The 24,464-nt window shown below is 58.0% G+C and carries 27 protein-coding genes; 25 read left to right on the top strand and 2 right to left on the bottom strand.

Features of this window, described 5'->3' with window-relative positions; all coding sequences use genetic code 11:
- The first annotated feature begins 10 nt into the window (after nt 1–10).
- The 7 genes from nusG to rpoC all read left to right on the top strand — a co-directional run bounded on the left by nusG (nt 11) and on the right by rpoC (nt 11,917).
- Entirely contained in the window at nt 11–541 is a 531-nt protein-coding gene (nusG, locus tag GVL52_RS06160) for a transcription termination/antitermination protein NusG (RefSeq protein WP_160004872.1), read from the top strand.
- A gap of 170 nt (nt 542–711) precedes the next feature.
- Nucleotides 712–1,143 (top strand): 50S ribosomal protein L11, encoded by a 432-nt coding sequence (rplK, locus tag GVL52_RS06155; RefSeq protein WP_160004870.1) that lies wholly within the window; start codon nt 712–714, stop codon nt 1,141–1,143.
- Nucleotides 1,144–1,147: 4 nt separating this feature from the next.
- The gene (rplA, locus tag GVL52_RS06150; protein ID WP_160004868.1) at nt 1,148–1,837 is read left to right on the top strand and encodes a 50S ribosomal protein L1; all 690 of its coding nucleotides are present in this window, start codon (nt 1,148–1,150) and stop codon (nt 1,835–1,837) included.
- A gap of 328 nt (nt 1,838–2,165) precedes the next feature.
- A complete protein-coding gene (rplJ, locus tag GVL52_RS06145) occupies nt 2,166–2,684 on the top strand; it encodes a 50S ribosomal protein L10 (RefSeq protein WP_160004866.1) in 519 nt (172 codons plus the stop codon).
- A 58-nt stretch (nt 2,685–2,742) separates the two neighbouring features.
- A complete protein-coding gene (gene rplL / locus GVL52_RS06140) occupies nt 2,743–3,120 on the top strand; it encodes a 50S ribosomal protein L7/L12 (RefSeq protein ID WP_160004864.1) in 378 nt (125 codons plus the stop codon).
- Between the two features lie 258 nt (nt 3,121–3,378).
- Entirely contained in the window at nt 3,379–7,518 is a 4,140-nt protein-coding gene (rpoB, locus tag GVL52_RS06135) for a DNA-directed RNA polymerase subunit beta (RefSeq protein ID WP_160004862.1), read from the top strand.
- A 187-nt stretch (nt 7,519–7,705) separates the two neighbouring features.
- Nucleotides 7,706–11,917, top strand: a complete 4,212-nt coding sequence (gene rpoC / locus GVL52_RS06130; protein WP_160004860.1) for a DNA-directed RNA polymerase subunit beta' — start codon at nt 7,706–7,708, stop codon at nt 11,915–11,917.
- 117 nt (nt 11,918–12,034) lie between these two features.
- Here rpoC and GVL52_RS06125 read toward each other — a convergent pair whose 3' ends face one another.
- Nucleotides 12,035–12,463: an NUDIX domain-containing protein gene (locus GVL52_RS06125; RefSeq protein WP_160004858.1), complete on the bottom strand. Its 429-nt coding sequence runs from the start codon at nt 12,461–12,463 to the stop codon at nt 12,035–12,037.
- 8 nt (nt 12,464–12,471) lie between these two features.
- Nucleotides 12,472–12,765 carry a transcriptional regulator gene (locus GVL52_RS06120; RefSeq protein WP_160004856.1) on the bottom strand — a complete coding sequence of 98 codons (294 nt, stop codon included), beginning with the start codon at nt 12,763–12,765 and terminating at the stop codon, nt 12,472–12,474.
- 485 nt (nt 12,766–13,250) lie between these two features.
- On the opposite strand from GVL52_RS06120, the gene rpsL reads away from it, so the two are divergent.
- From rpsL to rplE, 18 genes are all read left to right on the top strand, one after another.
- On the top strand, nt 13,251–13,622 hold the full coding sequence (gene rpsL / locus GVL52_RS06115) for a 30S ribosomal protein S12 (RefSeq protein ID WP_018902683.1): 372 nt from the start codon (nt 13,251–13,253) through the stop codon (nt 13,620–13,622).
- A gap of 84 nt (nt 13,623–13,706) precedes the next feature.
- Nucleotides 13,707–14,177 (top strand): 30S ribosomal protein S7, encoded by a 471-nt coding sequence (gene rpsG / locus GVL52_RS06110; protein ID WP_160004854.1) that lies wholly within the window; start codon nt 13,707–13,709, stop codon nt 14,175–14,177.
- Between the two features lie 29 nt (nt 14,178–14,206).
- On the top strand, nt 14,207–16,306 hold the full coding sequence (gene fusA, locus GVL52_RS06105; RefSeq protein WP_160004852.1) for an elongation factor G: 2,100 nt from the start codon (nt 14,207–14,209) through the stop codon (nt 16,304–16,306).
- 67 nt (nt 16,307–16,373) lie between these two features.
- On the top strand, nt 16,374–17,549 hold the full coding sequence (gene tuf, locus GVL52_RS06100; protein WP_160004850.1) for an elongation factor Tu: 1,176 nt from the start codon (nt 16,374–16,376) through the stop codon (nt 17,547–17,549).
- A 310-nt stretch (nt 17,550–17,859) separates the two neighbouring features.
- On the top strand, nt 17,860–18,168 hold the full coding sequence (rpsJ, locus tag GVL52_RS06095) for a 30S ribosomal protein S10 (protein ID WP_003547547.1): 309 nt from the start codon (nt 17,860–17,862) through the stop codon (nt 18,166–18,168).
- A 34-nt stretch (nt 18,169–18,202) separates the two neighbouring features.
- Nucleotides 18,203–18,844, top strand: a complete 642-nt coding sequence (rplC, locus tag GVL52_RS06090) for a 50S ribosomal protein L3 (RefSeq protein ID WP_160004848.1) — start codon at nt 18,203–18,205, stop codon at nt 18,842–18,844.
- Nucleotides 18,845–18,857: 13 nt separating this feature from the next.
- The gene (rplD, locus tag GVL52_RS06085; RefSeq protein ID WP_160004846.1) at nt 18,858–19,478 is read left to right on the top strand and encodes a 50S ribosomal protein L4; all 621 of its coding nucleotides are present in this window, start codon (nt 18,858–18,860) and stop codon (nt 19,476–19,478) included.
- Nucleotides 19,475–19,768, top strand: coding sequence for a 50S ribosomal protein L23 (locus GVL52_RS06080; protein WP_160004844.1), 294 nt, complete (start codon nt 19,475–19,477; stop codon nt 19,766–19,768). The genes rplD and GVL52_RS06080 overlap by 4 nt, the downstream gene beginning before the upstream one ends.
- Before the next feature lie 12 nt (nt 19,769–19,780).
- A complete protein-coding gene (gene rplB / locus GVL52_RS06075; protein ID WP_160004842.1) occupies nt 19,781–20,617 on the top strand; it encodes a 50S ribosomal protein L2 in 837 nt (278 codons plus the stop codon).
- A gap of 15 nt (nt 20,618–20,632) precedes the next feature.
- On the top strand, nt 20,633–20,911 hold the full coding sequence (gene rpsS / locus GVL52_RS06070; RefSeq protein ID WP_056820381.1) for a 30S ribosomal protein S19: 279 nt from the start codon (nt 20,633–20,635) through the stop codon (nt 20,909–20,911).
- Between the two features lie 2 nt (nt 20,912–20,913).
- On the top strand, nt 20,914–21,309 hold the full coding sequence (gene rplV / locus GVL52_RS06065) for a 50S ribosomal protein L22 (RefSeq protein WP_160004840.1): 396 nt from the start codon (nt 20,914–20,916) through the stop codon (nt 21,307–21,309).
- Nucleotides 21,309–22,028, top strand: a complete 720-nt coding sequence (gene rpsC / locus GVL52_RS06060) for a 30S ribosomal protein S3 (RefSeq protein WP_160004838.1) — start codon at nt 21,309–21,311, stop codon at nt 22,026–22,028. Before rplV ends, rpsC begins: the two co-directional genes overlap by 1 nt.
- Nucleotides 22,029–22,064: 36 nt before the next feature.
- Nucleotides 22,065–22,478: a 50S ribosomal protein L16 gene (gene rplP, locus GVL52_RS06055; RefSeq protein WP_003573792.1), complete on the top strand. Its 414-nt coding sequence runs from the start codon at nt 22,065–22,067 to the stop codon at nt 22,476–22,478.
- A 12-nt stretch (nt 22,479–22,490) separates the two neighbouring features.
- Entirely contained in the window at nt 22,491–22,691 is a 201-nt protein-coding gene (rpmC, locus tag GVL52_RS06050; RefSeq protein ID WP_160004836.1) for a 50S ribosomal protein L29, read from the top strand.
- 4 nt (nt 22,692–22,695) lie between these two features.
- A complete protein-coding gene (rpsQ, locus tag GVL52_RS06045; protein ID WP_160004834.1) occupies nt 22,696–22,935 on the top strand; it encodes a 30S ribosomal protein S17 in 240 nt (79 codons plus the stop codon).
- A gap of 260 nt (nt 22,936–23,195) precedes the next feature.
- On the top strand, nt 23,196–23,564 hold the full coding sequence (gene rplN / locus GVL52_RS06040) for a 50S ribosomal protein L14 (RefSeq protein WP_037063292.1): 369 nt from the start codon (nt 23,196–23,198) through the stop codon (nt 23,562–23,564).
- Between the two features lie 12 nt (nt 23,565–23,576).
- Nucleotides 23,577–23,879: a 50S ribosomal protein L24 gene (rplX, locus tag GVL52_RS06035; protein ID WP_160004832.1), complete on the top strand. Its 303-nt coding sequence runs from the start codon at nt 23,577–23,579 to the stop codon at nt 23,877–23,879.
- Entirely contained in the window at nt 23,879–24,436 is a 558-nt protein-coding gene (gene rplE / locus GVL52_RS06030) for a 50S ribosomal protein L5 (RefSeq protein WP_160004830.1), read from the top strand. The genes rplX and rplE overlap by 1 nt, the downstream gene beginning before the upstream one ends.
- Nucleotides 24,437–24,464 lie beyond the last annotated feature (28 nt).

The raw sequence follows: 24,464 nt of genomic DNA, 5'->3' as shown, positions 1-24,464 counted from the left end.
GAGATATAAGATGGCGGCACGTTGGTACATCGTCCACGCGTACTCGAATTTTGAAAAGAAGGTCGCGGAAGACATCGAGAATAAGGCCAGACAGAAGGGCCTTGAGCATCTCTTTGAAAAGATTCTCGTCCCGACTGAAAAGGTGGTTGAAGTTCGCCGCGGCCGCAAGGTCGATAGCGAGCGCAAGTTCTTCCCGGGTTATGTGATGGTTCGCGCCAACCTGACCGACGAAGCCTACCACCTGATCAAGAACACGCCGAAGGTTACCGGCTTTCTTGGTTCTGACAACAGGCCCGTTCCGATCCCTGACTATGAAGCCGACCGCATTCTCGGTCAGGTTCAGGAAGGTGTCGAGCGTCCGAAGTCTTCGGTTACCTTCGAGATTGGCGAGCAGGTCCGCGTTTCCGACGGTCCGTTCGCATCGTTCAACGGCACGGTTCAGGATGTGGACGAAGAACGTTCGCGCCTGAAGGTTGAAGTGTCGATCTTCGGCCGCGCTACGCCGGTCGAACTGGAATACGCTCAGGTCGAGAAGGTCTGAGCGCGGAAGTTAAGTCAACTTGACTTGTTTCCGTGTGGCGTAAGCCACGAAGCGCGTGGAAGGTGAGGGGTCTTAGCCGGGCTCTATATCCGTACCACGCAACCACAGCCGCCGGAGCAATCCGGCATTTATGGGCCGGGTAACCGGCCGTCAGTGAAAGGCAGAGAGATATGGCTAAGAAAGTTGCAGGCCAGCTCAAGCTTCAGGTCAAGGCAGGATCGGCAAACCCGTCCCCGCCAATCGGCCCGGCGCTTGGTCAGCGTGGCATTAACATCATGGAATTCTGCAAGGCGTTCAACGCCGCGACGCAGGAAATGGAAAAGGGTATGCCGATCCCGGTCGTCATCACCTACTACCAGGACAAGTCGTTCACCTTCGTGATGAAGCAGCCTCCGGTCAGCTATTGGCTGAAGAAGGAAGCGAAGATCACGTCCGGTTCGAAGACGCCTGGCAAGGGCGCCAACGCCGGAAAGCTCACCAAGGCTCAGATCAAGTCGATCGCCGAAGCCAAGATGAAGGATCTGAACGCAGCTGATATCGAAGGTGCAATGGCGATGATCGAGGGCTCTGCCCGCGCCATGGGCCTGGAAGTGGTAGGATAAGACCATGGCAGGCAAGCGCACTAAGAAGATCAACGAAGGTGTTGATCCTACGAAGCTCTACGCTCTCGACCTCGCTATCGGCATGGTCAAGGAACGGGCAATCGCCAAGTTCGACGAAACCGTCGAAGTTTCGATGAACCTCGGCGTTGACCCGCGTCACGCAGACCAGATGGTCCGCGGCGTTGTCAACCTGCCGAACGGCACCGGCCGCGACGTTCGCGTTGCTGTCTTCGCACGTGGCGCCAAGGCTGATGAAGCCAAGGCTGCTGGTGCAGACATCGTCGGCGCTGAAGAGCTCGTCGAAATCGTTCAGGGCGGCAAGATCGACTTCGATCGTTGCATCGCAACACCTGACATGATGCCGCTCGTCGGTCGCCTCGGTAAGGTTCTCGGCCCGCGTGGCATGATGCCGAACCCGAAGGTTGGCACGGTAACGATGGATGTCGCTGGTGCCGTCAAGGCTTCCAAGGGTGGCGCTGTCGAATTCCGCGTCGAAAAGGCTGGTATCGTCCACGCCGGCATCGGCAAGGCTTCGTTCGACGCCAAGGCTCTTGAAGAAAACATCAAGGCTTTCGCTGACGCCGTCATCAAGGCAAAGCCAACTGGTGCAAAGGGCAACTACGTCAAGCGCGTAGCGATCTCTTCGACTATGGGCCCGGGCGTCAAGATCGAGCCGTCGTCTGTAACGGCATAGTTTTCGTCGGGTCTTCGTGGCCCGGCTTCAAGAATTCCTGGCCTCGCAAGGGGCCGGGATATTCCGGAGAAATCCGGAATCCTGTCCGAGATTGCAGGTGGTTTTCCCTTAATCACTTGGCCTGCATGAGACGGGTAAGACCCGAATTGCATGAAGCTCTGCTTCGATCGATTTGGTTCGAGCCTTGGATGCCTTGTGCCTCTTAGCCTTATTGGCGCGGAGCGCGGGGGGACAGGATCCTCAAGCGTCGCTTGGGTTCTCTTTTGATCCCGAGAGGCAAAGGCAACCCGATGGGTCCGTTTACGGTCCCATCAACTGGAGATAGGCAGTGGAAAGAGCGGAAAAACGCGAATTCGTCACGGAACTGAACGAAGTCTTCAAGGCTTCGGGCTCAGTCGTCGTGGCCCACTATGCTGGTGCTACAGTCGCACAGATGAACGACTTCCGTTCAAAAATGCGTGCTGCTGGCGGAACCATCAAAGTCGCGAAGAACCGCCTGGCCAAGATCGCCCTTCAGGGTACGGAAGCGGAAGGGATCGCTGATCTCTTCACCGGTCAGACGCTCATTGCTTACAGCAATGACCCGATCACCGCTCCGAAAGTCGTCGTGGATTTCGCCAAGACCAACGATAAGATCGTTGTCCTCGGCGGCGCCATGGGAACAACCACGCTCAACGCTGATGCAGTCAAGTCGCTCGCGACCCTGCCTTCGTTGGACGAACTGCGCGCGAAGCTGCTGGGCATGATCCAGACTCCGGCTACCCGCATCGCAGGCGTTGTTGCAGCACCGGCAAGCCAGCTTGCTCGCGTGTTTTCGGCTTACGCCAAGAAGGACGAAGCCGCATAAGGCGGTTTTTTGCTGTTTATAAACAACCGGTTCGAACCGAACAAAAGGAACTGATACAATGGCTGATCTCGTAAAGATCGTTGACGACCTGTCTGCACTGACCGTACTGGAAGCCGCAGAACTGTCCAAGCTTCTCGAAGAAAAGTGGGGCGTATCCGCTGCTGCACCAGTAGCTGTTGCTGCTGCTGGCGGCGCTGGCGCTGCTGCTGTCGTTGAAGAAGAAAAGACCGAGTTCGACGTTATCCTCGCCGAAGCTGGCGCCAACAAGATCAACGTCATCAAGGAAGTCCGCGCGATCACAGGCCTCGGCCTGAAGGAAGCCAAGGACCTCGTTGAAGCCGCTCCTAAGGCCGTCAAGGAAGCTGTTTCCAAGGCTGAAGCTGCTGACATCAAGAAGAAGCTTGAAGACGCCGGCGCTAAGGTCGACGTTAAGTAAGCTTGAAATACATCTGGGAGGTGGGTTTTCCCGCCTCCCATTTGCCGTTTCCGGAACAAATTACCCAAAAGCCACGTGAAAACGGCTTTTGGGTAATGGGTTCTTCAAGAGGATGGTCTCGAACCGAGACGCGCAGGCAATCCGGCCTCGTGGTTTCGGGAAGTGAGACGAGTTTGAAGTTCACATTGTGTTGACGGGGTCGACTGGCCATCGGTTCCCGTCCGTTGCAGGCCCGGATGCAATTTTGAAGGAGCGACGATGGCTCAGACCCTTTCGTTCAATGGTCGTAGGCGCGTACGCAAGTTTTTCGGTAAGATTCCAGAAGTCGCAGAGATGCCGAACCTCATCGAGGTTCAGAAGGCATCCTACGATCAGTTTTTGATGGTTGAAGAGCCCAAGGGCGGTCGCCCTGACGAGGGCCTTCAGTCCGTTTTCAAGTCCGTATTCCCGATCACGGATTTCTCCGGCGCTTCCATGCTGGAATTCGTGTCCTACGAATTCGAGCCGCCGAAGTTCGACGTCGATGAATGCCGCCAGCGCGACCTGACCTACGCCGCGCCGCTGAAGGTAACACTCCGTCTGATCGTGTTCGATATTGACGAAGATACGGGCGCCAAGTCCATCAAGGACATCAAGGAACAGTCTGTTTACATGGGCGACATGCCGCTCATGACCAACAACGGTACGTTCATCGTCAACGGCACCGAGCGCGTTATCGTGTCTCAGATGCACCGTTCGCCAGGCGTGTTCTTCGATCACGACAAGGGCAAGAGCCACTCGTCCGGCAAGCTGCTGTTTGCTGCGCGTGTCATTCCTTACCGCGGTTCCTGGCTCGACATCGAATTCGACGCCAAGGACATCGTCTACGCCCGTATCGACCGTCGCCGCAAACTGCCGGTAACGTCGCTGCTGATGGCGCTCGGCATGGATGGCGAAGAAATCCTGTCGACCTTCTACACCAAGTCCGACTACGTTCGCGAAGGCAAGGGCTGGCGGATTCCGTTCACGCCTGAAACCCTCAAGGGCGCCAAGACGATCACCGACATGGTTGACGCCGACACCGGCGAAGTCGTTGTTGAAGGTGGCAAGAAGCTGACCCCGCGTTTGCTCCGCCAGCTGACCGACAAGGGCCTCAAGGCCCTGAAGGCAACCGACGAAGACCTGTACGGCAACTTCCTGGCCGAAGACATCGTCAACTACTCGACGGGTGAAATCTACCTCGAAGCTGGCGACGAAATCGACGAGAAGACGCTCGCCGTCATCCTGTCGCACGGCTTCGAAGAAATCCCGGTTCTCGGCATCGACCACATCAACGTCGGCGCCTACATCCGCAACACGCTGAACGCAGACAAGAACGAGAACCGTCAGGACGCTCTGTTCGACATCTACCGCGTCATGCGTCCGGGTGAACCGCCGACCATGGAATCGGCCGAAGCCATGTTCAACTCGCTGTTCTTCGATGCGGAGCGTTACGACCTCTCCGCCGTTGGCCGCGTCAAGATGAACATGCGTCTCGACCTCGAAGTCGAAGATACCGTTCGTGTCCTGCGCAAGGACGACATCCTGGCCGTGGTCCGGATGCTGGTCGAACTGCGCGACGGCAAGGGCGAGATCGACGACATCGACAACCTCGGCAACCGTCGCGTTCGCTCTGTCGGCGAATTGATGGAAAACCAGTACCGTCTCGGCCTGCTCCGCATGGAGCGCGCGATCAAGGAACGCATGTCCTCGATCGAAATCGACACGGTCATGCCGCAGGACCTGATCAACGCCAAGCCGGCAGCAGCTGCCGTTCGCGAATTCTTCGGCTCGTCGCAGCTGTCGCAGTTCATGGACCAGGTGAACCCGCTTTCGGAAATCACCCACAAGCGCCGTCTTTCGGCACTTGGCCCGGGTGGTCTGACCCGCGAGCGCGCAGGCTTCGAAGTCCGCGACGTTCATCCGACCCACTACGGCCGTATTTGCCCGATCGAAACGCCGGAAGGCCCGAACATCGGTCTGATCAACTCGCTGGCCACTTTCGCCCGCGTCAACAAGTACGGTTTCATCGAGAGCCCGTATCGCCGCATCGTTGACGGCAAGGTAACGAACGACGTTCTGTACCTTTCCGCCATGGAAGAAGCGAAGTACTACGTGGCACAGGCCAACGCCGAACTCGACAGCGAAGGTTCCTTCGTTGACGAATTCGTTGTTTGCCGCCACGCAGGCGAAGTTATGCTCGCGCCTCGCGACGGCATGAACCTGATGGACGTTTCGCCGAAGCAGGTTGTTTCGGTCGCGGCCGCTCTCATCCCGTTCCTGGAAAACGACGACGCCAACCGCGCTCTGATGGGCTCGAACATGCAGCGTCAGGCCGTGCCACTTCTGCGCGCTGAAGCGCCGTTTGTTGGCACTGGCATGGAGCCGATCGTTGCTCGCGACTCCGGCGCTGCCATCGGCGCCCGCCGCGGCGGCGTGGTCGACCAGGTCGATGCGACGCGTATCGTTATCCGTGCGACGGAAGACCTCGAAGCTGGCAAGTCCGGCGTCGATATCTACCGCCTGCAGAAGTTCCAGCGTTCGAACCAGAACACCTGCGTCAACCAGCGTCCGCTGGTCACCGTCGGTGACGAAGTTAACCGTGGCGACATTCTCGCCGACGGCCCTTCGACGGATCTGGGCGACCTGGCACTTGGCCGCAACGCGCTCGTCGCGTTCATGCCTTGGAACGGCTACAACTACGAAGACTCGATCCTGCTCTCCGAGCGCATCGTTGCCGACGACGTGTTCACCTCCATCCACATCGAAGAATTCGAAGTGATGGCACGTGACACCAAGCTTGGTCCGGAAGAAATCACCCGCGACATTCCGAACGTTTCGGAAGAAGCGCTGAAGAACCTCGACGAAGCCGGTATCGTCTACATCGGTGCCGAAGTGACCCCTGGCGACATTCTGGTCGGCAAGATCACCCCGAAGGGCGAAAGCCCGATGACGCCGGAAGAAAAGCTTCTGCGCGCCATCTTCGGTGAAAAGGCGTCCGACGTTCGCGACACCTCCATGCGTATGCCTCCTGGCACCTACGGCACGATCGTCGAAGTGCGCGTCTTCAATCGCCACGGCGTTGAAAAAGACGAGCGCGCGATGGCTATCGAGCGCGAAGAGATCGAGCGTCTTGCAAAGGACCGCGACGACGAACAGGCAATCCTCGACCGTAACGTCTACGGCCGTCTGGTTGACATGCTCCGTGGTCAGGTAGCCATTGCAGGCCCGAAGGGCTTCAAGAAGGGCTCCGAGCTCGCCAACAACGTCGTCTCCGAATACCCCCGCTCGCAGTGGTGGATGTTCGCAGTCGAAGACGAAAAGGTTCAGAGCGAACTCGAAGCTCTGCGTGGCCAGTACGACGAATCCAAGTCGCGCCTTGAACAGCGCTTCATGGACAAGGTCGAAAAGGTACAGCGCGGCGACGAAATGCCTCCTGGCGTCATGAAGATGGTCAAGGTCTTTGTTGCTGTGAAGCGCAAGATCCAGCCAGGCGACAAGATGGCCGGCCGTCACGGCAACAAGGGCGTTGTTTCGCGCATCGTTCCTGTCGAAGACATGCCGTTCCTGGAAGATGGTACGCACGTTGACGTCGTCTTGAACCCGCTGGGCGTGCCTTCGCGCATGAACGTCGGTCAGATTCTCGAAACGCACCTCGGTTGGGCTTGCGCCGGAATGGGTCGTCAGATCGGCGAACTGATCGAAGCCTACAAGGCCAACGGCGATATCGCACCGCTGCGCAAGACGATCGGCGACGTTGTCGGCGACGGTCCGAAGGCCGAAAAGGTCGAGGACTTCGACGATAGCTCGGTCCTGCGTCTGGCAGACCAGTGGAAGCGTGGCGTTTCGATTGCGACGCCTGTTTTCGACGGTGCGCATGAAGTTGACGTCAACGAGATGCTGGCTCTGGCTGGTCTCAAGGAAAGCGGCCAGTCGACATTGTACGATGGCCGTACCGGCGAGCAGTTCGACCGTCAGGTGACCGTTGGCTACATCTACATGTTGAAGCTGAACCACTTGGTCGACGACAAGATCCACGCTCGTTCGATCGGTCCTTACTCGCTCGTGACCCAGCAGCCGCTGGGTGGCAAGGCGCAGTTCGGCGGTCAGCGCTTCGGCGAAATGGAAGTCTGGGCACTGGAAGCATACGGTGCGGCGTACACGCTGCAGGAAATGCTGACGGTGAAGTCGGACGACGTCGCCGGCCGTACCAAGGTCTACGAAGCCATTGTCCGTGGCGACGATACGTTCGAAGCCGGTATTCCGGAAAGCTTCAACGTTCTTGTCAAGGAAATGCGCTCGCTGGGTCTTAGCGTCGAGCTGGAGAACTCCAAGATTGACGAGCAGCAGGCCGGCCAGTTGCCGGATGCAGCCGAGTAATCACTGATAGGGTGTGCGCTGTCCTGCAGCGCACACCGTTCCCGCCTGGGCCCCGTATCGTGTCGGCCGGGCAGGGACGATTTCGCCGCATTTTGCGGTTATTGTCGTTTTTTGCTATGGCGCGGCGCCCGGGAATTGCCGCTGACCATCGCAGTTTGAGGGCGCTAAGCCCATGAAGGAGACAGGCATGAACCAAGAGGTCATGAATCTTTTCAATCCGCAGGTGCCTGCGCAGAATTTCGATTCCATCCGGATCTCGATTGCGTCTCCGGAGAAGATTCTCTCCTGGTCTTATGGTGAGATCAAGAAGCCGGAAACGATCAACTATCGTACGTTCAAGCCAGAACGCGATGGTCTTTTCTGCGCGCGCATCTTCGGACCGATCAAGGACTACGAGTGCCTGTGCGGCAAGTACAAGCGCATGAAGTACAAGGGCATCATCTGCGAAAAGTGCGGCGTCGAAGTGACGCTGTCGCGCGTTCGCCGTGAGCGCATGGGCCATATCGAGCTCGCCGCTCCCGTTGCCCACATCTGGTTCCTGAAGTCCCTGCCGAGCCGCATCTCGACGCTGCTCGACATGACGCTGAAGGATGTGGAGCGCGTTCTCTACTTCGAAAACTACATCGTCACCGAGCCAGGCCTCACCGCCCTGAAGGAGCATCAGCTTCTTTCGGAAGAAGAGTACATGCTCGCCGTCGACGAATACGGTGAAGACCAGTTCACAGCCATGATCGGCGCCGAAGCCATCTTCGAGATGCTGGCATCGATGAACCTTGAGAAGATTGCGGGCGACCTGCGCTCCGATCTGGCCGAGACCACCTCGGACCTCAAGCAGAAGAAGCTGATGAAGCGCCTGAAGATCGTCGAGAACTTCATGGAATCGGGCAACCGTCCTGAATGGATGATCATGAAGGTCGTTCCGGTCATCCCGCCGGATCTGCGTCCGCTCGTTCCTCTGGACGGCGGTCGTTTCGCGACCTCCGACTTGAACGATCTCTATCGCCGCGTCATCAACCGCAACAACCGTCTGAAGCGCCTGATCGAGCTTCGTGCGCCGGGTATCATTATCCGCAACGAAAAGCGCATGCTTCAGGAATCCGTTGACGCCCTGTTCGACAACGGTCGTCGCGGCCGCGTCATCACCGGTGCCAACAAGCGTCCTCTGAAGTCGCTGTCCGACATGCTCAAGGGCAAGCAGGGCCGCTTCCGTCAGAACCTTCTCGGCAAGCGCGTCGACTATTCCGGTCGTTCGGTCATCGTCACCGGTCCGGAACTGAAGCTTCACCAATGCGGTCTTCCGAAGAAGATGGCGCTGGAGCTCTTCAAGCCGTTCATCTACGCCCGCCTCGACGCCAAGGGTTATTCCTCGACCGTCAAGCAGGCCAAGAAGCTGGTCGAAAAGGAAAAGCCGGAAGTTTGGGATATCCTCGACGAGGTCATCCGCGAGCACCCGGTTCTCCTGAACCGCGCACCGACGCTTCACCGCCTGGGCATCCAGGCCTTCGAACCTACCCTGGTCGAAGGCAAGGCTATCCAGCTGCACCCGCTCGTCTGCACGGCCTTCAACGCCGACTTCGACGGTGACCAGATGGCTGTTCACGTGCCGCTCTCGCTGGAAGCCCAGCTTGAAGCACGCGTTCTGATGATGTCGACGAACAACATCCTGCACCCCGCAAACGGTGCACCGATCATCGTTCCGTCGCAGGACATGGTTCTGGGTCTCTACTACCTGGCGATCATGAACCAGAACGAGCCGGGCGAAGGCATGGCCTTCTCCGACCTCGGCGAACTGCACCATGCGCTCGAGACCAAGACCGTCACGCTGCACACCAAGATCCGCGGCCGCTTCAAGTCGATCGACGAGGAAGGCAAGCCCTACTCGAAGATCTATGAAACGACGCCTGGCCGCCTGCTCATCGGCGAACTTCTGCCGAAGAACGGCAAGGTGACCTTCGACGTCTGCAACCAGGAAATGACCAAGAAGAACATCTCCAAGATGATCGACACGGTCTACCGTCATTGCGGCCAGAAGGACACGGTCATATTCTGCGACCGCATCATGCAGCTCGGCTTCGGCCACGCTTGCCGCGCCGGCATTTCGTTCGGCAAGGACGACATGGTCATTCCGGAAACCAAGGTTAAGATCGTTGGCGACACCGAAAACCTGGTCAAGGAATACGAGCAGCAGTACAATGACGGCCTGATCACTCAGGGCGAAAAGTACAACAAGGTCGTTGACGCCTGGGGCAAGGCAACCGAAAAGGTCGCCGAAGACATGATGGCCCGCATTAAGGCTGTCGAGTTCGACCCGGCTACCGGTCGCCAGAAGCCGATGAACGCCATCTACATGATGTCGCACTCGGGTGCTCGTGGTTCTCCGAACCAGATGCGCCAGCTGGGCGGCATGCGCGGCCTGATGGCCAAGCCTTCGGGCGAAATCATCGAAACGCCGATCACGTCGAACTTCAAGGAAGGCCTGACCGTCAACGAGTACTTCAACTCGACCCACGGTGCCCGTAAGGGTCTCGCAGACACCGCCTTGAAGACCGCGAACTCCGGTTACCTGACACGTCGTCTCGTTGACGTCGCGCAGGATTGCATCGTCAACCTCGTGGATTGCGGTACCGACAAGGGCCTCACCATGACCGCCATTGTCGATGCCGGTCAGGTCGTTGCTTCCATCGGCGTCCGTATCCTCGGCCGTACGGCTCTGGATGACATCGATCATCCGGTCACCGGCGAGCGCATCGTCGATGCCGGCGTGATGATCCTCGAGCCAGATGTCATCGAGATCGAGAAGGCTGGTATCCAGTCGATCCGTATCCGTTCGGCACTGACCTGCGAAGTCCAGACGGGCGTTTGCTCGGTTTGCTACGGCCGCGACTTGGCCCGTGGTACGCCAGTCAACATGGGTGAAGCCGTCGGCGTCATCGCCGCTCAGTCGATCGGTGAACCGGGTACGCAGCTCACCATGCGCACATTCCACCTTGGTGGTACGGCAACCGTGGTCGACCAATCGTTCCTCGAAGCATCGTACGAAGGTACGGTTCAGATGAAGAACCGCAACATGCTGCGCAACTCGGACGGCGTTCTCGTCGCCATGGGCCGCAACATGACCGTCCAGATCCTGGACGAGCGTGGCGTCGAGCGTTCCTCGCAGCGCGTAGCCTATGGCTCGAAGCTGCATGTGGACGAAGGCGACAAGGTCAAGCGCGGTCAGCGTCTGGCAGAGTGGGACCCATACACACGTCCGATGATGACGGAAGTATCGGGTACCGTTCAGTTCGAAGACGTCATCGACGGTCTCTCGGTTCTCGAAGCGACAGACGAAGCCACGGGTATCACCAAGCGTCAGGTTATCGACTGGCGTTCGACCCCGCGCGGTTCGGATCTGAAGCCTTCGATCGTCGTCAAGGATGCCAGCGGCAACGTCATGAAGCTGCCACGCGGTGCTGATGCCCGCTTCCAGCTGTCGGTTGACGCGATCCTGTCGGTCGAGCCTGGTCAGAAGGTTTCCCAGGGTGACGTGCTTGCACGTTCGCCGCTGGAAAGCGCTAAGACCAAGGACATCACCGGTGGTCTGCCGCGTGTTGCCGAACTGTTCGAAGCTCGTCGTCCGAAGGACCACGCCATCATCGCTGAGATCGATGGTACGATCCGCCTCGGCCGCGACTACAAGAACAAGCGTCGCGTCATCATCGAGCCAGTCGAAGACGGTGTCGAACCAGTCGAATACCTGATCCCGAAGGGCAAGCCGTTCCATCTGATGGAAGGTGACTACATCGAAAAGGGTGATTACATCCTCGACGGTAACCCGGCACCGCATGACATCCTGGCGATCAAGGGCGTGGAGGCTCTGGCTTCCTACCTAGTGAACGAAATTCAGGAAGTCTATCGTCTGCAGGGCGTTGTCATCAACGACAAGCACATCGAAGTGATTGTCCGTCAGATGCTGCAGAAGGTGGAAGTCACCGATGCAGGCGATTCGACCTATATCGTCGGCGACAACGTCGATCGTATCGAGCTCGAAGACGTCAACGACGGCCTGATCGAACAGGGCAAGAAGCCTGCGTTCGGCGATCCGGTTCTGCTCGGCATCACCAAGGCATCGCTGCAGACGCCGTCCTTCATCTCCGCCGCTTCCTTCCAGGAAACGACGAAGGTGCTGACGGAAGCTGCTATCGCCGGCAAGACCGACGGTCTGCAGGGTCTGAAGGAAAACGTCATCGTCGGCCGCCTTATCCCGGCCGGTACCGGTGGCACGATGACCCAGATCCGCCGTATCGCCACGTCGCGCGACGAGATGATCCTGGAAGAACGCCGCAAGGGCACGGGCGCAGATGCTGCAACCCCGATGCTGCAGAACCTCGCCAGCGAGACGGCGCCTGCTGCCGAGTAATCGGCGTCTAGTCTGACGAATTGAAAGCCGCCCGGAGCGATCCGGGCGGTTTTTCTCGTTTCGGTGGTTTTGGTGATGAGGGCGCGAATGGCAGGGCAGGGCGCGCCGAGAGCGGCCTCAGCCGATCATCGCCAGCCCATGCGCCATGCCGTATCCCAAGCGATGTCTCGCCTCGGTGATGTCGATCCAGAAGAAGCGGAACAGGATCGGCGCTCCGCCGCCAAACGGCGTCATTTCCCGGTGCAGCCAGCTGGTCGGAAGCGCGTCATCGAGTGCGATGTGGAAATAATGCCGGTGGTGGCAGATCTGTTTGCCGTTCCGGGAGAAGCGGTAATCGTGGAAGGTAAGCGGGGTGAGGGGCCTGGCCGGGGTCAGCCCGGTCTCCTCGTGGAACTCGCGGTGGGCGGCGTCGGCCACATCCTCACCGCTTTCAACCGTGCCGCCGGGCACCTGCAGTCCGACATCTGCAAAGTCGGGTTGGTCGAAAACAAGAAGCCGGTTGCGTGAGGTCGCGTAGATCAGCACCTTCAACGCATCCGGCTTCATCATTGCACTCAGCTGAAACGAATGATCGCGACTTCGCCTTCGACTGCACCCTTGTAGGCGGAGGCGTGCGGCTCTTCTTCCGGAATTTCCGTGAGCATGCCGATCTGGTCGAGGTCGGCCTCGATGAAACCTTCTTCGGAAAGCGCATTCAGCGCCTCGCGCACGGCGCTGTCGTCGTCGGCAGCCTTCAGCATGATGTGGAGGTCAACACCCTCGCTGCCATCCGTCTCGTATCCCTTGCCGATGATGATGAAGACCATCGGGCCCTCGGTATTGTTGTCATTGTCGGGGCTGGTAATCATTCTCTGTCCTTCGATTCGAGATTTGAATCTGTTTTCAGGCACTTGGCCTCTGCAATCAGTGATTCCTTAGCCGCTTTCGTTGCAATGCCCAAGTTTAACTTGGCGGTCGCACGCGATTTTGTCTAAAACCCCATAACGAGGGCCGAAAGGCCGCGTTTCAAGGGCTTCCGGGGAAGATTATTTGTTAACAGCCTTGACGAGGCGGCGGGAAACCAGTAGTACCCGCGCCATCGGAACCCATGTGAGGCATGGCCATCTGGAGCGACACGCACCGGATATCACCTCAAACAAGGTTCGAAACGCACGTTGAAGATATGTTGCCTGCACGCATGACGCATTTCTTTTGCGTCCTCTGCTCTTTGTGGTCCATCTGCGAAAACAGATCGGGCCACGTTTTGCGCATTGAGACAAGCGTGTGAAATTGCCGGAGACGGCGTTGAGTTACGCCCGCAAGGGTTTGAGATATAAACGTAAGGGATGGTTGAATGCCTACCGTAAACCAGCTGATCCGCAAGCCGCGCCAGCCAAACGTAAAGCGTAACAAAGTTCCTGCACTGCAGGAAAACCCGCAGAAGCGCGGTGTTTGCACGCGCGTTTACACAACGACGCCTAAGAAGCCGAACTCGGCTCTCCGTAAGGTCGCCAAGATCCGCCTGACCAATGGCTTTGAAGTCATCGGCTACATTCCTGGCGAAGGTCACAACCTGCAGGAACACTCTGTCGTCATGATCCGTGGCGGCCGCGTAAAGGACTTGCCGGGCGTTCGTTACCACATCATCCGCGGCGTTCTCGATACCCAGGGTGTCAAGAACCGCAAGCAGCGCCGTTCCAAGTACGGTGCGAAGCGTCCGAAGTAATCTTCGGGCCTTTTTTGAGAAATCCGGCGCTGCGTGAGGTCCTCCGCGTGATAAAGCGCCTTAACGGTTAGAGACGAGTAAGTTATGTCCAGACGTCACAGAGCAGAAAAGCGCGAGATCAACCCGGACCCCAAGTTCGGCGATCTCATCGTCACCAAGTTCATGAATGCAATCATGCTTGATGGTAAGAAGTCCGTAGCTGAAACCATCGTTTACGGTGCGTTCGACTCCGTACAGAGCCGGTCGAAGCAGGAGCCGCTGGTCGTTTTCCACGCCGCTCTTGATAACATCGCTCCGCACGTCGAAGTCCGTTCGCGCCGCGTTGGTGGTGCTACGTACCAGGTTCCGGTTGATGTTCGTCCTGAGCGTCGCCAGGCCCTCGCAATTCGCTGGCTGATCACTGCCGCTCGCAAGCGCAATGAAACGACGATGGTCGATCGCCTGTCCGGCGAGCTTCTCGATGCATCCAACAACCGTGGTAGCGCCGTCAAGAAGCGCGAAGACACGCACAAGATGGCTGATGCCAACCGTGCGTTCTCGCATTATCGCTGGTAATCCCGAACGGTATCGAAAGGCAGTCCATTATGGCTCGCGAATATAAAATCGAAGACTACCGTAATTTCGGTATCATGGCGCACATCGACGCCGGTAAGACGACGACGACCGAGCGTATCCTGTACTACACGGGCAAGTCGCACAAAATCGGCGAAGTGCACGATGGCGCAGCCACGATGGACTGGATGGAGCAGGAGCAGGAGCGTGGTATCACGATCACTTCCGCTGCCACCACGACCTACTGGAAGGGCCGCGACGGCAAGACCCGACGCTTCAACATCATCGACACCCCCGGCCACGTCGACTTCACCATTGAAGTCGAACGTTCGCTGCGCGTTCTCGACGGTGCGATCGCTCTTCTCGATGCCAACGCCGGTGTAGAGCCGCAGACGGAAACCGTCTGGCGTCAGGCTGAGAAGTACAACGTCCCGCGGATGATCTTCTGCAACAAGATGGACAAGACCGGCGCGGACTTCTACCGCTCGGTTGAGATGATCAAGACCCGTCTCGGCGCCACCGCTGTTGTCATGCAGCTGCCGATCGGTGCAGAAACCGAGTTCAAGGGCGTCATCGATCTGATCGAGATGAACGCACTCATCTGGCGCGACGAATCGCTCGGCGCTCAGTGGGATGTCGTTGAGATCCCTGAAGACATGAAGGAAAAGGCTCAGGAATATCGCGAAAAGCTGATCGAGACCGTAGTCGAGATCGACGAAGCCGCGACTGAAGCCTACCTCGAAGGCATCATGCCCGACAACGACAAGATCCGTGCCCTGGTTCGCCGCGGCACCATCGACGTCAAGTTCCATCCGATGTTCTGCGGCACGGCTTTCAAGAACAAGGGCGTTCAGCCTCTGCTCGACGCCGTCTGCGACTACCTGCCTTCGCCGATGGACATTCCTGCCATCAAGGGCATCGACTTCAAGACCGAAGCCGAAATTGTTCGCCATGCAGACGACAGCGAGCCGTTGTCCATGCTGGCATTCAAGATCATGAACGACCCCTTCGTCGGTTCGCTCACCTTCGCACGTATCTACTCGGGCAAGCTCGAGAAGGGCACATCTGTCATCAACACGGTCAAGGACAAGCGCGAGCGCGTCGGCCGTATGCTTCAGATGCACTCCAACTCGCGTGAAGACATCGAAGAAGCCTTTGCAGGCGACATCGTTGCTCTCGCCGGTCTCAAGGAAACCACCACTGGCGATACGCTCTGCGATCCGCTGAAGCCGGTTATCCTCGAGCGCATGGAATTCCCTGAGCCGGTCATTCAGATCGCGATCGAGCCGAAGACCAAGGGCGACCAGGAAAAGATGGGCCTCGCGCTCAACCGCCTGGCTGCTGAAGATCCTTCGTTCCGCGTCAAGACCGACCAGGAATCTGGTCAGACGATCATCGCAGGCATGGGCGAACTTCACCTCGACATCCTGGTTGACCGCATGCGTCGTGAATTCAAGGTTGAAGCAACTGTCGGCGCGCCGCAGGTTGCCTACCGCGAAACCATCACGAAGAAGCACGAAGAAGACTACACGCACAAGAAGCAGTCCGGTGGTACCGGTCAGTTCGCGCGCGTCAAGATCGTCTTCGAACCGAATGAAGAAGGCGACGACTTCAAGTTCGAATCCAAGATCGTTGGTGGTTCTATTCCGAAGGAATACATCCCAGGCGTTCAAAAGGGTATCGAAAGCGTTCTTTCGTCCGGTCCTCTGGCTGGCTTCCCGATGCTCGGCGTCAAGGCGACGCTCATCGACGGTGCTTTCCACGACGTTGACTCGTCCGTACTGGCGTTCGAAATCGCCTCGCGTGCCTGCTTCCGTGAAGCAGCGCGTAAGGCCGGCGCTCAGCTCCTCGAGCCGATGATGAAGGTCGAAGTCGTTACGCCGGAAGATTACGTCGGTGACGTTATCGGTGACCTGAACTCGCGCCGTGGTCAGATCCAGGGCCAGGAAAGCCGCGGTATCGCTGTTGTCATCAACGCGAACGTGCCGCTGGCCAACATGTTCAAGTACGTCGATAACCTGCGCTCCATGTCGCAGGGCCGCGCACAGTACACGATGACCTTCGATCACTACTCGCCGGTCCCGTCGAACGTCGCAACCGAGATCCAGGCAAAGTATTCCGGTCAGAAGTGACCGGACTACCCTTTGACCGATAACAAGAATTAGGTCCCTCGGGGACTAGCAAGAATGGAGAGCCGAAATGGCAAAGAGTAAGTTTGAGCGCAACAAGCCGCACGTCAACATCGGCACGATTGGCCACGTCGACCACGGCAAGACGTCTCTGACGGCAGCAATCACCAAGTACTTTGGTGAATACAAGGCCTACGATCAGATCGACGCCGCTCCGGAAGAAAAGGCACGCGGCATCACCATCTCGACGGCGCACGTCGAGTATGAGACGGCTGCTCGCCACTACGCCCACGTTGACTGCCCCGGCCACGCCGACTACGTCAAGAACATGATCACCGGTGCAGCGCAGATGGACGGCGCGATCCTGGTTTGCTCGGCAGCCGACGGCCCGATGCCGCAGACCCGCGAGCACATCCTGCTCGCCCGTCAGGTTGGCGTTCCGGCTCTGGTCGTGTTCCTCAACAAGGTCGACCAGGTCGACGACGAAGAACTGCTGGAACTGGTCGAAATGGAAGTTCGCGAACTTCTGTCGTCCTACGACTTCCCGGGCGACGATGTTCCTGTCGTCAAGGGTTCGGCTCTTGCCGCTCTCAACGACAGCGACAAGACGATCGGTGAAGACGCAGTTCGCGCGCTGATGGCAGCCGTTGACGCCTACATCCCGACGCCTGAGCGCCCGATCGACCAGCCGTTCCTGCTCCCGATCGAAGACGTGTTCTCGATCTCGGGCCGTGGTACGGTTGTGACCGGCCGCGTTGAGCGTGGTATCGTCAAGGTTGGCGAAGAAGTTGAAATCGTCGGCATCCGTGCAACGACGAAGACGACGGTTACCGGCGTTGAAATGTTCCGCAAGCTGCTCGATCAGGGCCAGGCTGGCGACAACATCGGCGCGCTGATCCGCGGCGTCACCCGTGACGGCGTTGAGCGTGGCCAGATCCTTTGCAAGCCAGGTTCGGTCAAGCCGCACAAGAAGTTCATGGCCGAAGCCTACATCCTGACCAAGGAAGAAGGCGGCCGTCATACGCCGTTCTTCACGAACTACCGCCCGCAGTTCTACTTCCGTACGACTGACGTGACCGGCATCGTTTCGCTTCCAGAAGGCACGGAAATGGTTATGCCAGGCGACAACGTCACCGTTGAAGTCGAACTGATCGTTCCGATCGCCATGGAAGAAAAGCTGCGCTTCGCGATCCGCGAAGGCGGTCGTACCGTCGGCGCTGGCATCGTTGCCTCGATCGTCGAGTAATCGAAATTAGGTCGCTTCCTCGGAAGCGACCGCTTCGATGACATTATTATGAAGCAAGTGGCTCTAGCCGCTTGCTTATTACAGAGAAATACGGCAAATGGCGCGCAAGCGCTGTTTGCGCGCTGCTTCGTTATGCGGAGCGGCAAGCCGAAACTAACAAAAGGTGGGCTGTAAGGCCTAAAGACTGGATAAGGATGCCGGGCTCCGGTGTCCTTCTCGATCTTTGAAACCGGTGGTCCGCCTTTAGGAATACGAACAATCCGTGTCTTTGACGAAGACACGAGAATAAACAACACAAGGATAACGTCGAATGAACGGCCAAAATATCCGCATTCGCCTGAAGGCGTTCGATCACCGCATTCTCGACGCTTCGACGCGCGAGATCGTGTCGACGGCGAAGCGCACCGGCGCAAGCGTCCGGGGCCCCGTTCCGCTTCCGACTCGCATCGAGAAGTTTACGGTAAACCGGTCCCCACACATCGACAAAAAGAGCCGCGAGCAGTTCGAGATGCGCACACACAAGCGCCTTCTCGACATCGTTGACCCGACACCGCAGACGGTGGACGCGCTGATGAAGCTCGACCTCGCCGCAGGTGTCGATGTTGAGATCAAGCTCTGAGCCTAGCTCGAGCTGAGTTGGAAGGATTGAACCGATGCGTTCAGGTGTGATTGCACAGAAGATCGGCATGACCCGCGTCTACAACGACGCCGGCGAACATGTTCCGGTAACAGTACTGCGTATGGAAAGCTGCCAGGTAGTGGCCCAGCGCACAGTAGAAAAGAACGGCTATGCCGCAGTTCAGCTTGGTGCTGGCACGGCTAAGGTCAAGAACACGTCGAAGGCAATGCGCGGCAATTTCGCTATTGCCAACGTAGAACCTAAGGCCAAGCTGACTGAATTCCGTGTCACGGAAGACAACATGCTTGACGTCGGCACCGAGATCAAGGCTGGCCACTTCGCCACCGGACAGCTCGTCGATGTCACCGGCACGACGATTGGTAAGGGCTTTGCCGGCGCCATGAAGCGTCACGGCTTCGGCGGTCTGCGCGCCACGCACGGTGTGTCGGTTTCGCACCGTTCGCACGGTTCGACTGGCTCGCGTCAGGATCCGGGCAAGGTTTTCAAGAACAAGAAGATGGCTGGTCACATGGGCCAGACGCGCGTTACGACTCAGAACCTTGAAGTGGTTTCGACCGATGAAGATCGCGGTCTGATCCTGATCAAGGGTGCTGTACCCGGTTCCAAGGGTGCCTGGATCATTGTACGCGACGCCATCAAGTCGGCCGCGAAGTAAGGGAGCCAGACCAATGGAATTCAACGTCAAGACCCTCGAGGGAAAAGACGCAGGGAAGGTTTCTCTTTCTGATGCGATTTTCGGCCTCGAGCCCCGCGCAGACATTCTCGCCCGCGTCATCCGCTGGCAGCTTGCCAAGAAGCAGCAGGGCACACACAAGGCTAAGGGCCGCGCCGAAGTATGGCGTACCGGTGCCAAGATGTACAAGCAGAAGGGTACGGGCCGCGCTCGTCACCATTCGGCTCGCGCTCCGCAGTTCCGCGGCGGTGGTAAGGCTCACGGCCCGGTTGTTCGCAGCCACGAACACGACCTTCCCAAGAAGGTTCGCGCTCTCGGTCTGCGTCTTGCTCTCTCTGCAAAGCTGAAGTCTGATGATGTCATCATCATCGACAACCTGTTTGCTGCCGAAGCAAAGACCAAGGCACTGGCATCGACCTTCGAGACGCTCGGCCTGACCAACGCTCTCTTCATCGGTGGCGCTGAACTTGATGGCAACTTCAAGCTCGCAGCCGCGAACATCCCGAATATCGATGTTCTGCCGATCCAGGGCATCAACGTTTACGACATCGTTCGTCGCGGCAAGCTCGTGCTTTCCAAGGCTGCGGTTGAAGCTCTAGAGGAGCGTTTCAAGTGATCGATATTCGCCACTATGATGTGATCGTCTCGCCGTCGATCACCGAAAAGTCCACTCTGGTATCGGAAAACAACCAGGTTGTTTTCAACGTCGCTAAGACGGCGTCGAAGCCGGAAATCAAGGCTGCAGTCGAGGCGCTCTTTGGCGTCAAGGTCACGGCCGTCAACACCCTGCTCCGCAAGGGCAAGACCAAGCGTTTTCGTGGTTTTGTCGGCAAGCAGAAGGACGTGAAGAAGGCAATCGTGACTTTGGCTGAAGGCCAGACGATCGACGTCTCCACCGGTCTCTGAGGAATATAAAAAATGGCATTGAAAACATTCAATCCTACGACCCCGAGCCAGCGTCAGCTGGTCATCGTCGATCGTTCCGCGCTCTACAAGGGCAAGCCGGTCAAGTCGTTGACGCAGGGCCTCACCAAGAGCGGCGGCCGTAACAACCTCGGCCGCATCACTGCCCGCTTCATCGGCGGCGGTCACAAGCGTACCTACCGCCTGATCGACTTCAAGCGTCGCAAGTTTGAAGTTGAAGGCACGGTTCAGCGTATCGAATACGACCCGAACCGTACCGCGTTCATCGCGCTCATCGCTTACGCAGACGGCGAACAGGCCTACATCATCGCTCCGCAGCGCCTTGCTGCCGGCGACAAGGTCATCGCTTCTGAAAAGGCTGTTGACGTGAAGCCAGGCAACACGATGCCTCTGCAGTTCATCCCTGTTGGCTCCATCATCCACAACGTGGAAATGAAGCCAGGCAAGGGTGGCCAGATCGCTCGCTCCGCCGGCGGTTACGCACAGCTCGTCGGTCGCGATGCAGGCATGGCGATCCTTCGCCTTAACTCTGGCGAACAGCGCCTCGTGCCAGGCTCCTGCCTTGCTTCGATCGGTGCGGTTTCCAACCCTGACCACTCCAACATCAACGACGGCAAGGCCGGTCGTACTGTTTGGCGTGGCAAGCGTCCGCACAACCGCGGCGTCGTCATGAACCCGGTCGACCACCCGCACGGCGGTGGTGAAGGCCGGACATCTGGTGGTCGTCACCCAGTTTCTCCGTGGGGCAAGCCTACCAAGGGCAAGCGCACACGGTCGAACAAGTCGACCGACAAGATGATCATGCGCTCGCGTCATCAGCGTAAGAAGTAAGAGAGGAAGTCTCCAATGGCTCGTTCAGTATGGAAAGGTCCGTTCGTTGACGGCTATCTTCTCAAGAAGGCTGAGAAGGTTCGTGAAGGCGGACGTGCAGAAGTAATCAAGATCTGGAGCCGTCGCTCCACGATCCTGCCCCAGTTCGTCGGTCTCACCTTCGGCGTCTACAACGGCAGCAAGCATATTCCGGTCAATGTCAATGAAGACATGGTCGGTCACAAATTCGGTGAATTCTCTCCGAGCCGGACCTACTACGGTCACGGTGCGGACAAGAAGGCAAAGAGGAAGTAACGATGGGCAAGGCAAAAGCCGAACGCCGGCTGAAGGACAACGAGGCGCAAGCAGTCGCCCGCACGCTCCGCGTCAGCCCACAGAAGCTCAACCTGGTGGCCGCGCTTATCCGCGGCATGAAGGTCGAGCGTGCTCTCGCTGAGCTGGAATTTTCGCGCAAGCGTATTTCGGGCGCCGTCAAAAAGACGCTCGAATCCGCAATCGCGAACGCCGAGAACAACCATGATCTCGACGTTGACTCGCTGGTCGTGGCGGAAGCCTACGTCGGCAAGTCGATCGTCATGAAGCGTTTCCACGCTCGTGGCCGTGGTCGCGCATCGCGCGTCGAAAAGCCCTTCGCGCATCTCACGATCGTGGTTCGCGAAGTTGAAGCAGCAGCCACCGAGGAGGCCGCATAATGGGTCAGAAAATCAATCCAATTGGTTTCCGTCTTGGTATCAACCGCACTTGGGATAGCCGCTGGTTTGCGGACAATGCCGAATACGGTCAGCTGCTGCACGAAGACCTGAAGATGCGCAAGTTCGTGATGAGCGAACTGAAGCAGGCCGGTATCTCCAAGGTGGTTATCGAGCGTCCGCACAAGAAGTGCCGCGTCACGATCCACTCGGCTCGTCCGGGCCTGATCATCGGCAAGAAGGGCGCAGACATCGACAAGCTCCGCAAGAAGCTGTCGGACATGACGAACTCCGAAACGCATCTCAACATCGTTGAAGTACGCAAGCCGGAAGTCGACGCTGTACTGGTCGCCCAGTCGATCGCTCAGCAGCTCGAGCGTCGTGTAGCGTTCCGTCGCGCCATGAAGCGCGCCGTTCAGTCTGCAATGCGTCTTGGCGCCGAAGGCATCAAGATCACCTGCGCAGGCCGTCTCGGTGGTGCTGAAATCGCCCGTTCGGAATGGTACCGCGAAGGTCGCGTTCCGCTGCACACGCTGCGTGCGGACATTGACTACGGCACAGCTGAAGCGGAAACCGCTTTCGGTATTTGCGGCATCAAGGTTTGGATCTTCAAGGGCGAAATCCTTGAGCATGATCCGATGGCCTCCGAGCGCCGCGCACTCGAGGGTGATGCGCAGGGTCCGGCTAGCCGTGATCGTGATCGTCGCCGCGACAACGCTTAATAGCGTTGGTGGCAGATAAGTTCGGAGAATTAGAAAATGTTGCAGCCAAAGCGTACCAAGTACCGCAAGCAATTTAAGGGCCGCATCAAGGGCGTCGCCAAGGGTGGTTCAGACCTCGCCTTTGGTGAATTCGGCCTTAAGGCTCAAGAGCCAAACCGCGTCAATGCACGCGAGATCGAAGCGGCTCGCCGCGCGATCACGCGCTACATGAAGCGTGCTGGCCGTGTATGGATCCGCGTGTTCCCGGACGTTCCGGTAACCGCAAAACCAACCGAAGTCCGTATGGGTAAGGGTAAGGGCTCCGTTGAATATTGGGCATGCAAGGTCAAGCCAGGCCGCATGATGTTCGAAATCGACGGTGTCAGCGAAGAAATCGCTCGTGAGGCGCTTCGCCTCGGCTCTGCCAAGCTCTCGGTCAAGACGCGCTTCGTACAGCGCATTGCAGAGTAAGGAGCAAGGCACATGAAAGCCGAAGAAGTTCGCGGCCTGACGGCCGATCAGCTCAAGGACAAGCTTGTCGACCTGAAGAAGGAGCAGTTCAACCTGCGCTTCCAGAAGGCCACCGGTCAGCTCGAAAAGTCCTCCCGCGTCAACGAAGTCCGCAAAGACATCGCCCGCGTGAAAACCATTGCCCGCCAGAAGGCGGCAGAAGCAAAGGCCTAAGAATATGCCGAAGCGCATCCTGCAGGGCGTCGTCGTTGGCGACAAGAACGAAAAGACTGTAGTTGTCCGCGTTGAGCGTCGTTTCGCTCATCCGCTGCTCCAGAAGACCGTTCGTCGTTCCAAGAAGTACAAGGCCCACGACGAGAATAACCAGTTTAAGATCGGCGACGCCGTTTCCATCGAGGAATGCGCGCCAATCTCCAAGGACAAGCGCTGGACGGTCGTTTCCGCCCAGGCTAAGTAAGATTTTTGCGCGGGGCCTTGCGTCTCGCGGAAATATCTATATGAAGCAGCAACAGAACGCTCGTTCGTCGAGCGTTCTTTTGCTTTGAGCGCACGGAAGGTCCCGTTGGGAAACCACCCTGTCATGATCTATCCCGCGCTATTCAAGCTATTGCCGTGTTTTCGCCTGCTTTCTTGGCAAGCGGCCGGCTGACGATTTTCATAAGCTGGGGAAGGGGGCGCAAGCCCAACCGTCCTGGTAAACCTAGAAGGCGACCTGATATGATTCAGATGCAAACAAACCTCGACGTGGCGGATAATTCCGGCGCACGTCGTGTCATGTGCATCAAGGTGCTGGGCGGTTCTAAGCGCAAGTATGCCTCGATCGGCGACATCATTGTCGTTTCGATCAAGGAAGCTATTCCGCGCGGCCGCGTGAAGAAGGGCGACGTGATGAAGGCGGTTGTTGTTCGTACCGCCAAGGAAATCCGTCGCGTTGATGGCAGTGTCATCCGCTTCGACACCAATGCAGCAGTCCTCATCGACAACAAGAAAGAGCCGATCGGCACTCGTATCTTCGGACCGGTTCCGCGCGAACTTCGCGCTAAGAACCACATGAAGATCATCTCGCTCGCTCCAGAAGTACTGTAAGGAGCGCGAACGATGCAAAAGATTCGTAAGGGCGACACGGTCGTCATGCTCGCAGGCAAGGACAAGGGCCGCACTGGCGAAGTCCTCCAGGTCCTGCCTAAGGAAGATCGCGCCGTAGTTCGTGGCATCAACGTCGTAAAGCGCCACCAGCGCCAGACGCAGAGCCAGGAAGCCGGCATCATCAGCAAGGAAGCCTCGGTTCACTTGTCCAACGTCTCGATCATCGACAAGGACGGCAAGCCGACCCGCGTCGGTTTCCAGGTTGTTGACGGCAAGAAGGTCCGTGTGGCCAAGCGTTCCGGTGAGGTGATCTGATGGCTGAGGTAAAGTACGAGCCACGGCTCAAGAAAGAATATGTCGAGCGCATCCGCGCCGCGCTTCAGGAACAGTTCTCGTTCGCAAACGAGATGATGATCCCCAAGCTCGACAAGATCGTGATCAACATGGGTGTTGGCGAAGCAACGGCTGATTCGAAGAAGCCGACTGTTGCTGCAGCTGACCTGGCCGCTATTGCTGGTCAGAAGCCGGTCATCACCCGCGCACGCACCTCTATCGCTGGCTTCAAGGTCCGCGAAGACATGCCGATCGGCACCAAGGTTACCCTTCGTGGCGCCCGCATGTACGAGTTTCTCGACCGCCTGATCAACATCGCGCTTCCGCGCGTTCGCGACTTTCGCGGCCTGAACCCGAAGAGCTTTGACGGCCGTGGCAACTTCGCCATGGGCATCAAGGAGCACATTGTGTTCCCAGAAATCAACTACGATAAGGTTGATCAGATGTGGGGCATGGACATCATCGTTTGCACGACGGCCACCAAGGACGACGAAGCACGGGCTCTCTTGACAGAGTTCAACTTCCCGTTCCGTCAGTAACCGTAACGACGAGCGTAGAAAAGGAACC

It is taken from the genome of Rhizobium sp. 18055 (genome assembly GCF_902706285.1).
Taxonomy (GTDB): Bacteria; Pseudomonadota; Alphaproteobacteria; order Rhizobiales; family Rhizobiaceae; genus Rhizobium.
The sequence above is the reverse complement of the archived record's forward strand: the minus strand, read 5'-3'. Positions and strand labels throughout refer to the sequence as shown.

Coding starts and splice junctions, on each gene's coding strand:
- nusG (WP_160004872.1), top strand. CDS start 11: ATGGCGGCACGTTGGTACATCGTCCACGCGTACTCGAATTTTGAAAAG.
- rplK (WP_160004870.1), top strand. CDS start 712: ATGGCTAAGAAAGTTGCAGGCCAGCTCAAGCTTCAGGTCAAGGCAGGA.
- rplA (WP_160004868.1), top strand. CDS start 1,148: ATGGCAGGCAAGCGCACTAAGAAGATCAACGAAGGTGTTGATCCTACG.
- rplL (WP_160004864.1), top strand. CDS start 2,743: ATGGCTGATCTCGTAAAGATCGTTGACGACCTGTCTGCACTGACCGTA.
- rpoB (WP_160004862.1), top strand. CDS start 3,379: ATGGCTCAGACCCTTTCGTTCAATGGTCGTAGGCGCGTACGCAAGTTT.
- rpoC (WP_160004860.1), top strand. CDS start 7,706: ATGAACCAAGAGGTCATGAATCTTTTCAATCCGCAGGTGCCTGCGCAG.
- GVL52_RS06125 (WP_160004858.1), bottom strand. CDS start 12,463: ATGAAGCCGGATGCGTTGAAGGTGCTGATCTACGCGACCTCACGCAAC.
- GVL52_RS06120 (WP_160004856.1), bottom strand. CDS start 12,765: ATGATTACCAGCCCCGACAATGACAACAATACCGAGGGCCCGATGGTC.
- rpsL (WP_018902683.1), top strand. CDS start 13,251: ATGCCTACCGTAAACCAGCTGATCCGCAAGCCGCGCCAGCCAAACGTA.
- rpsG (WP_160004854.1), top strand. CDS start 13,707: ATGTCCAGACGTCACAGAGCAGAAAAGCGCGAGATCAACCCGGACCCC.
- fusA (WP_160004852.1), top strand. CDS start 14,207: ATGGCTCGCGAATATAAAATCGAAGACTACCGTAATTTCGGTATCATG.
- tuf (WP_160004850.1), top strand. CDS start 16,374: ATGGCAAAGAGTAAGTTTGAGCGCAACAAGCCGCACGTCAACATCGGC.
- rpsJ (WP_003547547.1), top strand. CDS start 17,860: ATGAACGGCCAAAATATCCGCATTCGCCTGAAGGCGTTCGATCACCGC.
- rplC (WP_160004848.1), top strand. CDS start 18,203: ATGCGTTCAGGTGTGATTGCACAGAAGATCGGCATGACCCGCGTCTAC.
- rplD (WP_160004846.1), top strand. CDS start 18,858: ATGGAATTCAACGTCAAGACCCTCGAGGGAAAAGACGCAGGGAAGGTT.
- rplB (WP_160004842.1), top strand. CDS start 19,781: ATGGCATTGAAAACATTCAATCCTACGACCCCGAGCCAGCGTCAGCTG.
- rpsS (WP_056820381.1), top strand. CDS start 20,633: ATGGCTCGTTCAGTATGGAAAGGTCCGTTCGTTGACGGCTATCTTCTC.
- rplV (WP_160004840.1), top strand. CDS start 20,914: ATGGGCAAGGCAAAAGCCGAACGCCGGCTGAAGGACAACGAGGCGCAA.
- rpsC (WP_160004838.1), top strand. CDS start 21,309: ATGGGTCAGAAAATCAATCCAATTGGTTTCCGTCTTGGTATCAACCGC.
- rplP (WP_003573792.1), top strand. CDS start 22,065: ATGTTGCAGCCAAAGCGTACCAAGTACCGCAAGCAATTTAAGGGCCGC.
- rpmC (WP_160004836.1), top strand. CDS start 22,491: ATGAAAGCCGAAGAAGTTCGCGGCCTGACGGCCGATCAGCTCAAGGAC.
- rpsQ (WP_160004834.1), top strand. CDS start 22,696: ATGCCGAAGCGCATCCTGCAGGGCGTCGTCGTTGGCGACAAGAACGAA.
- rplN (WP_037063292.1), top strand. CDS start 23,196: ATGATTCAGATGCAAACAAACCTCGACGTGGCGGATAATTCCGGCGCA.
- rplX (WP_160004832.1), top strand. CDS start 23,577: ATGCAAAAGATTCGTAAGGGCGACACGGTCGTCATGCTCGCAGGCAAG.
- rplE (WP_160004830.1), top strand. CDS start 23,879: ATGGCTGAGGTAAAGTACGAGCCACGGCTCAAGAAAGAATATGTCGAG.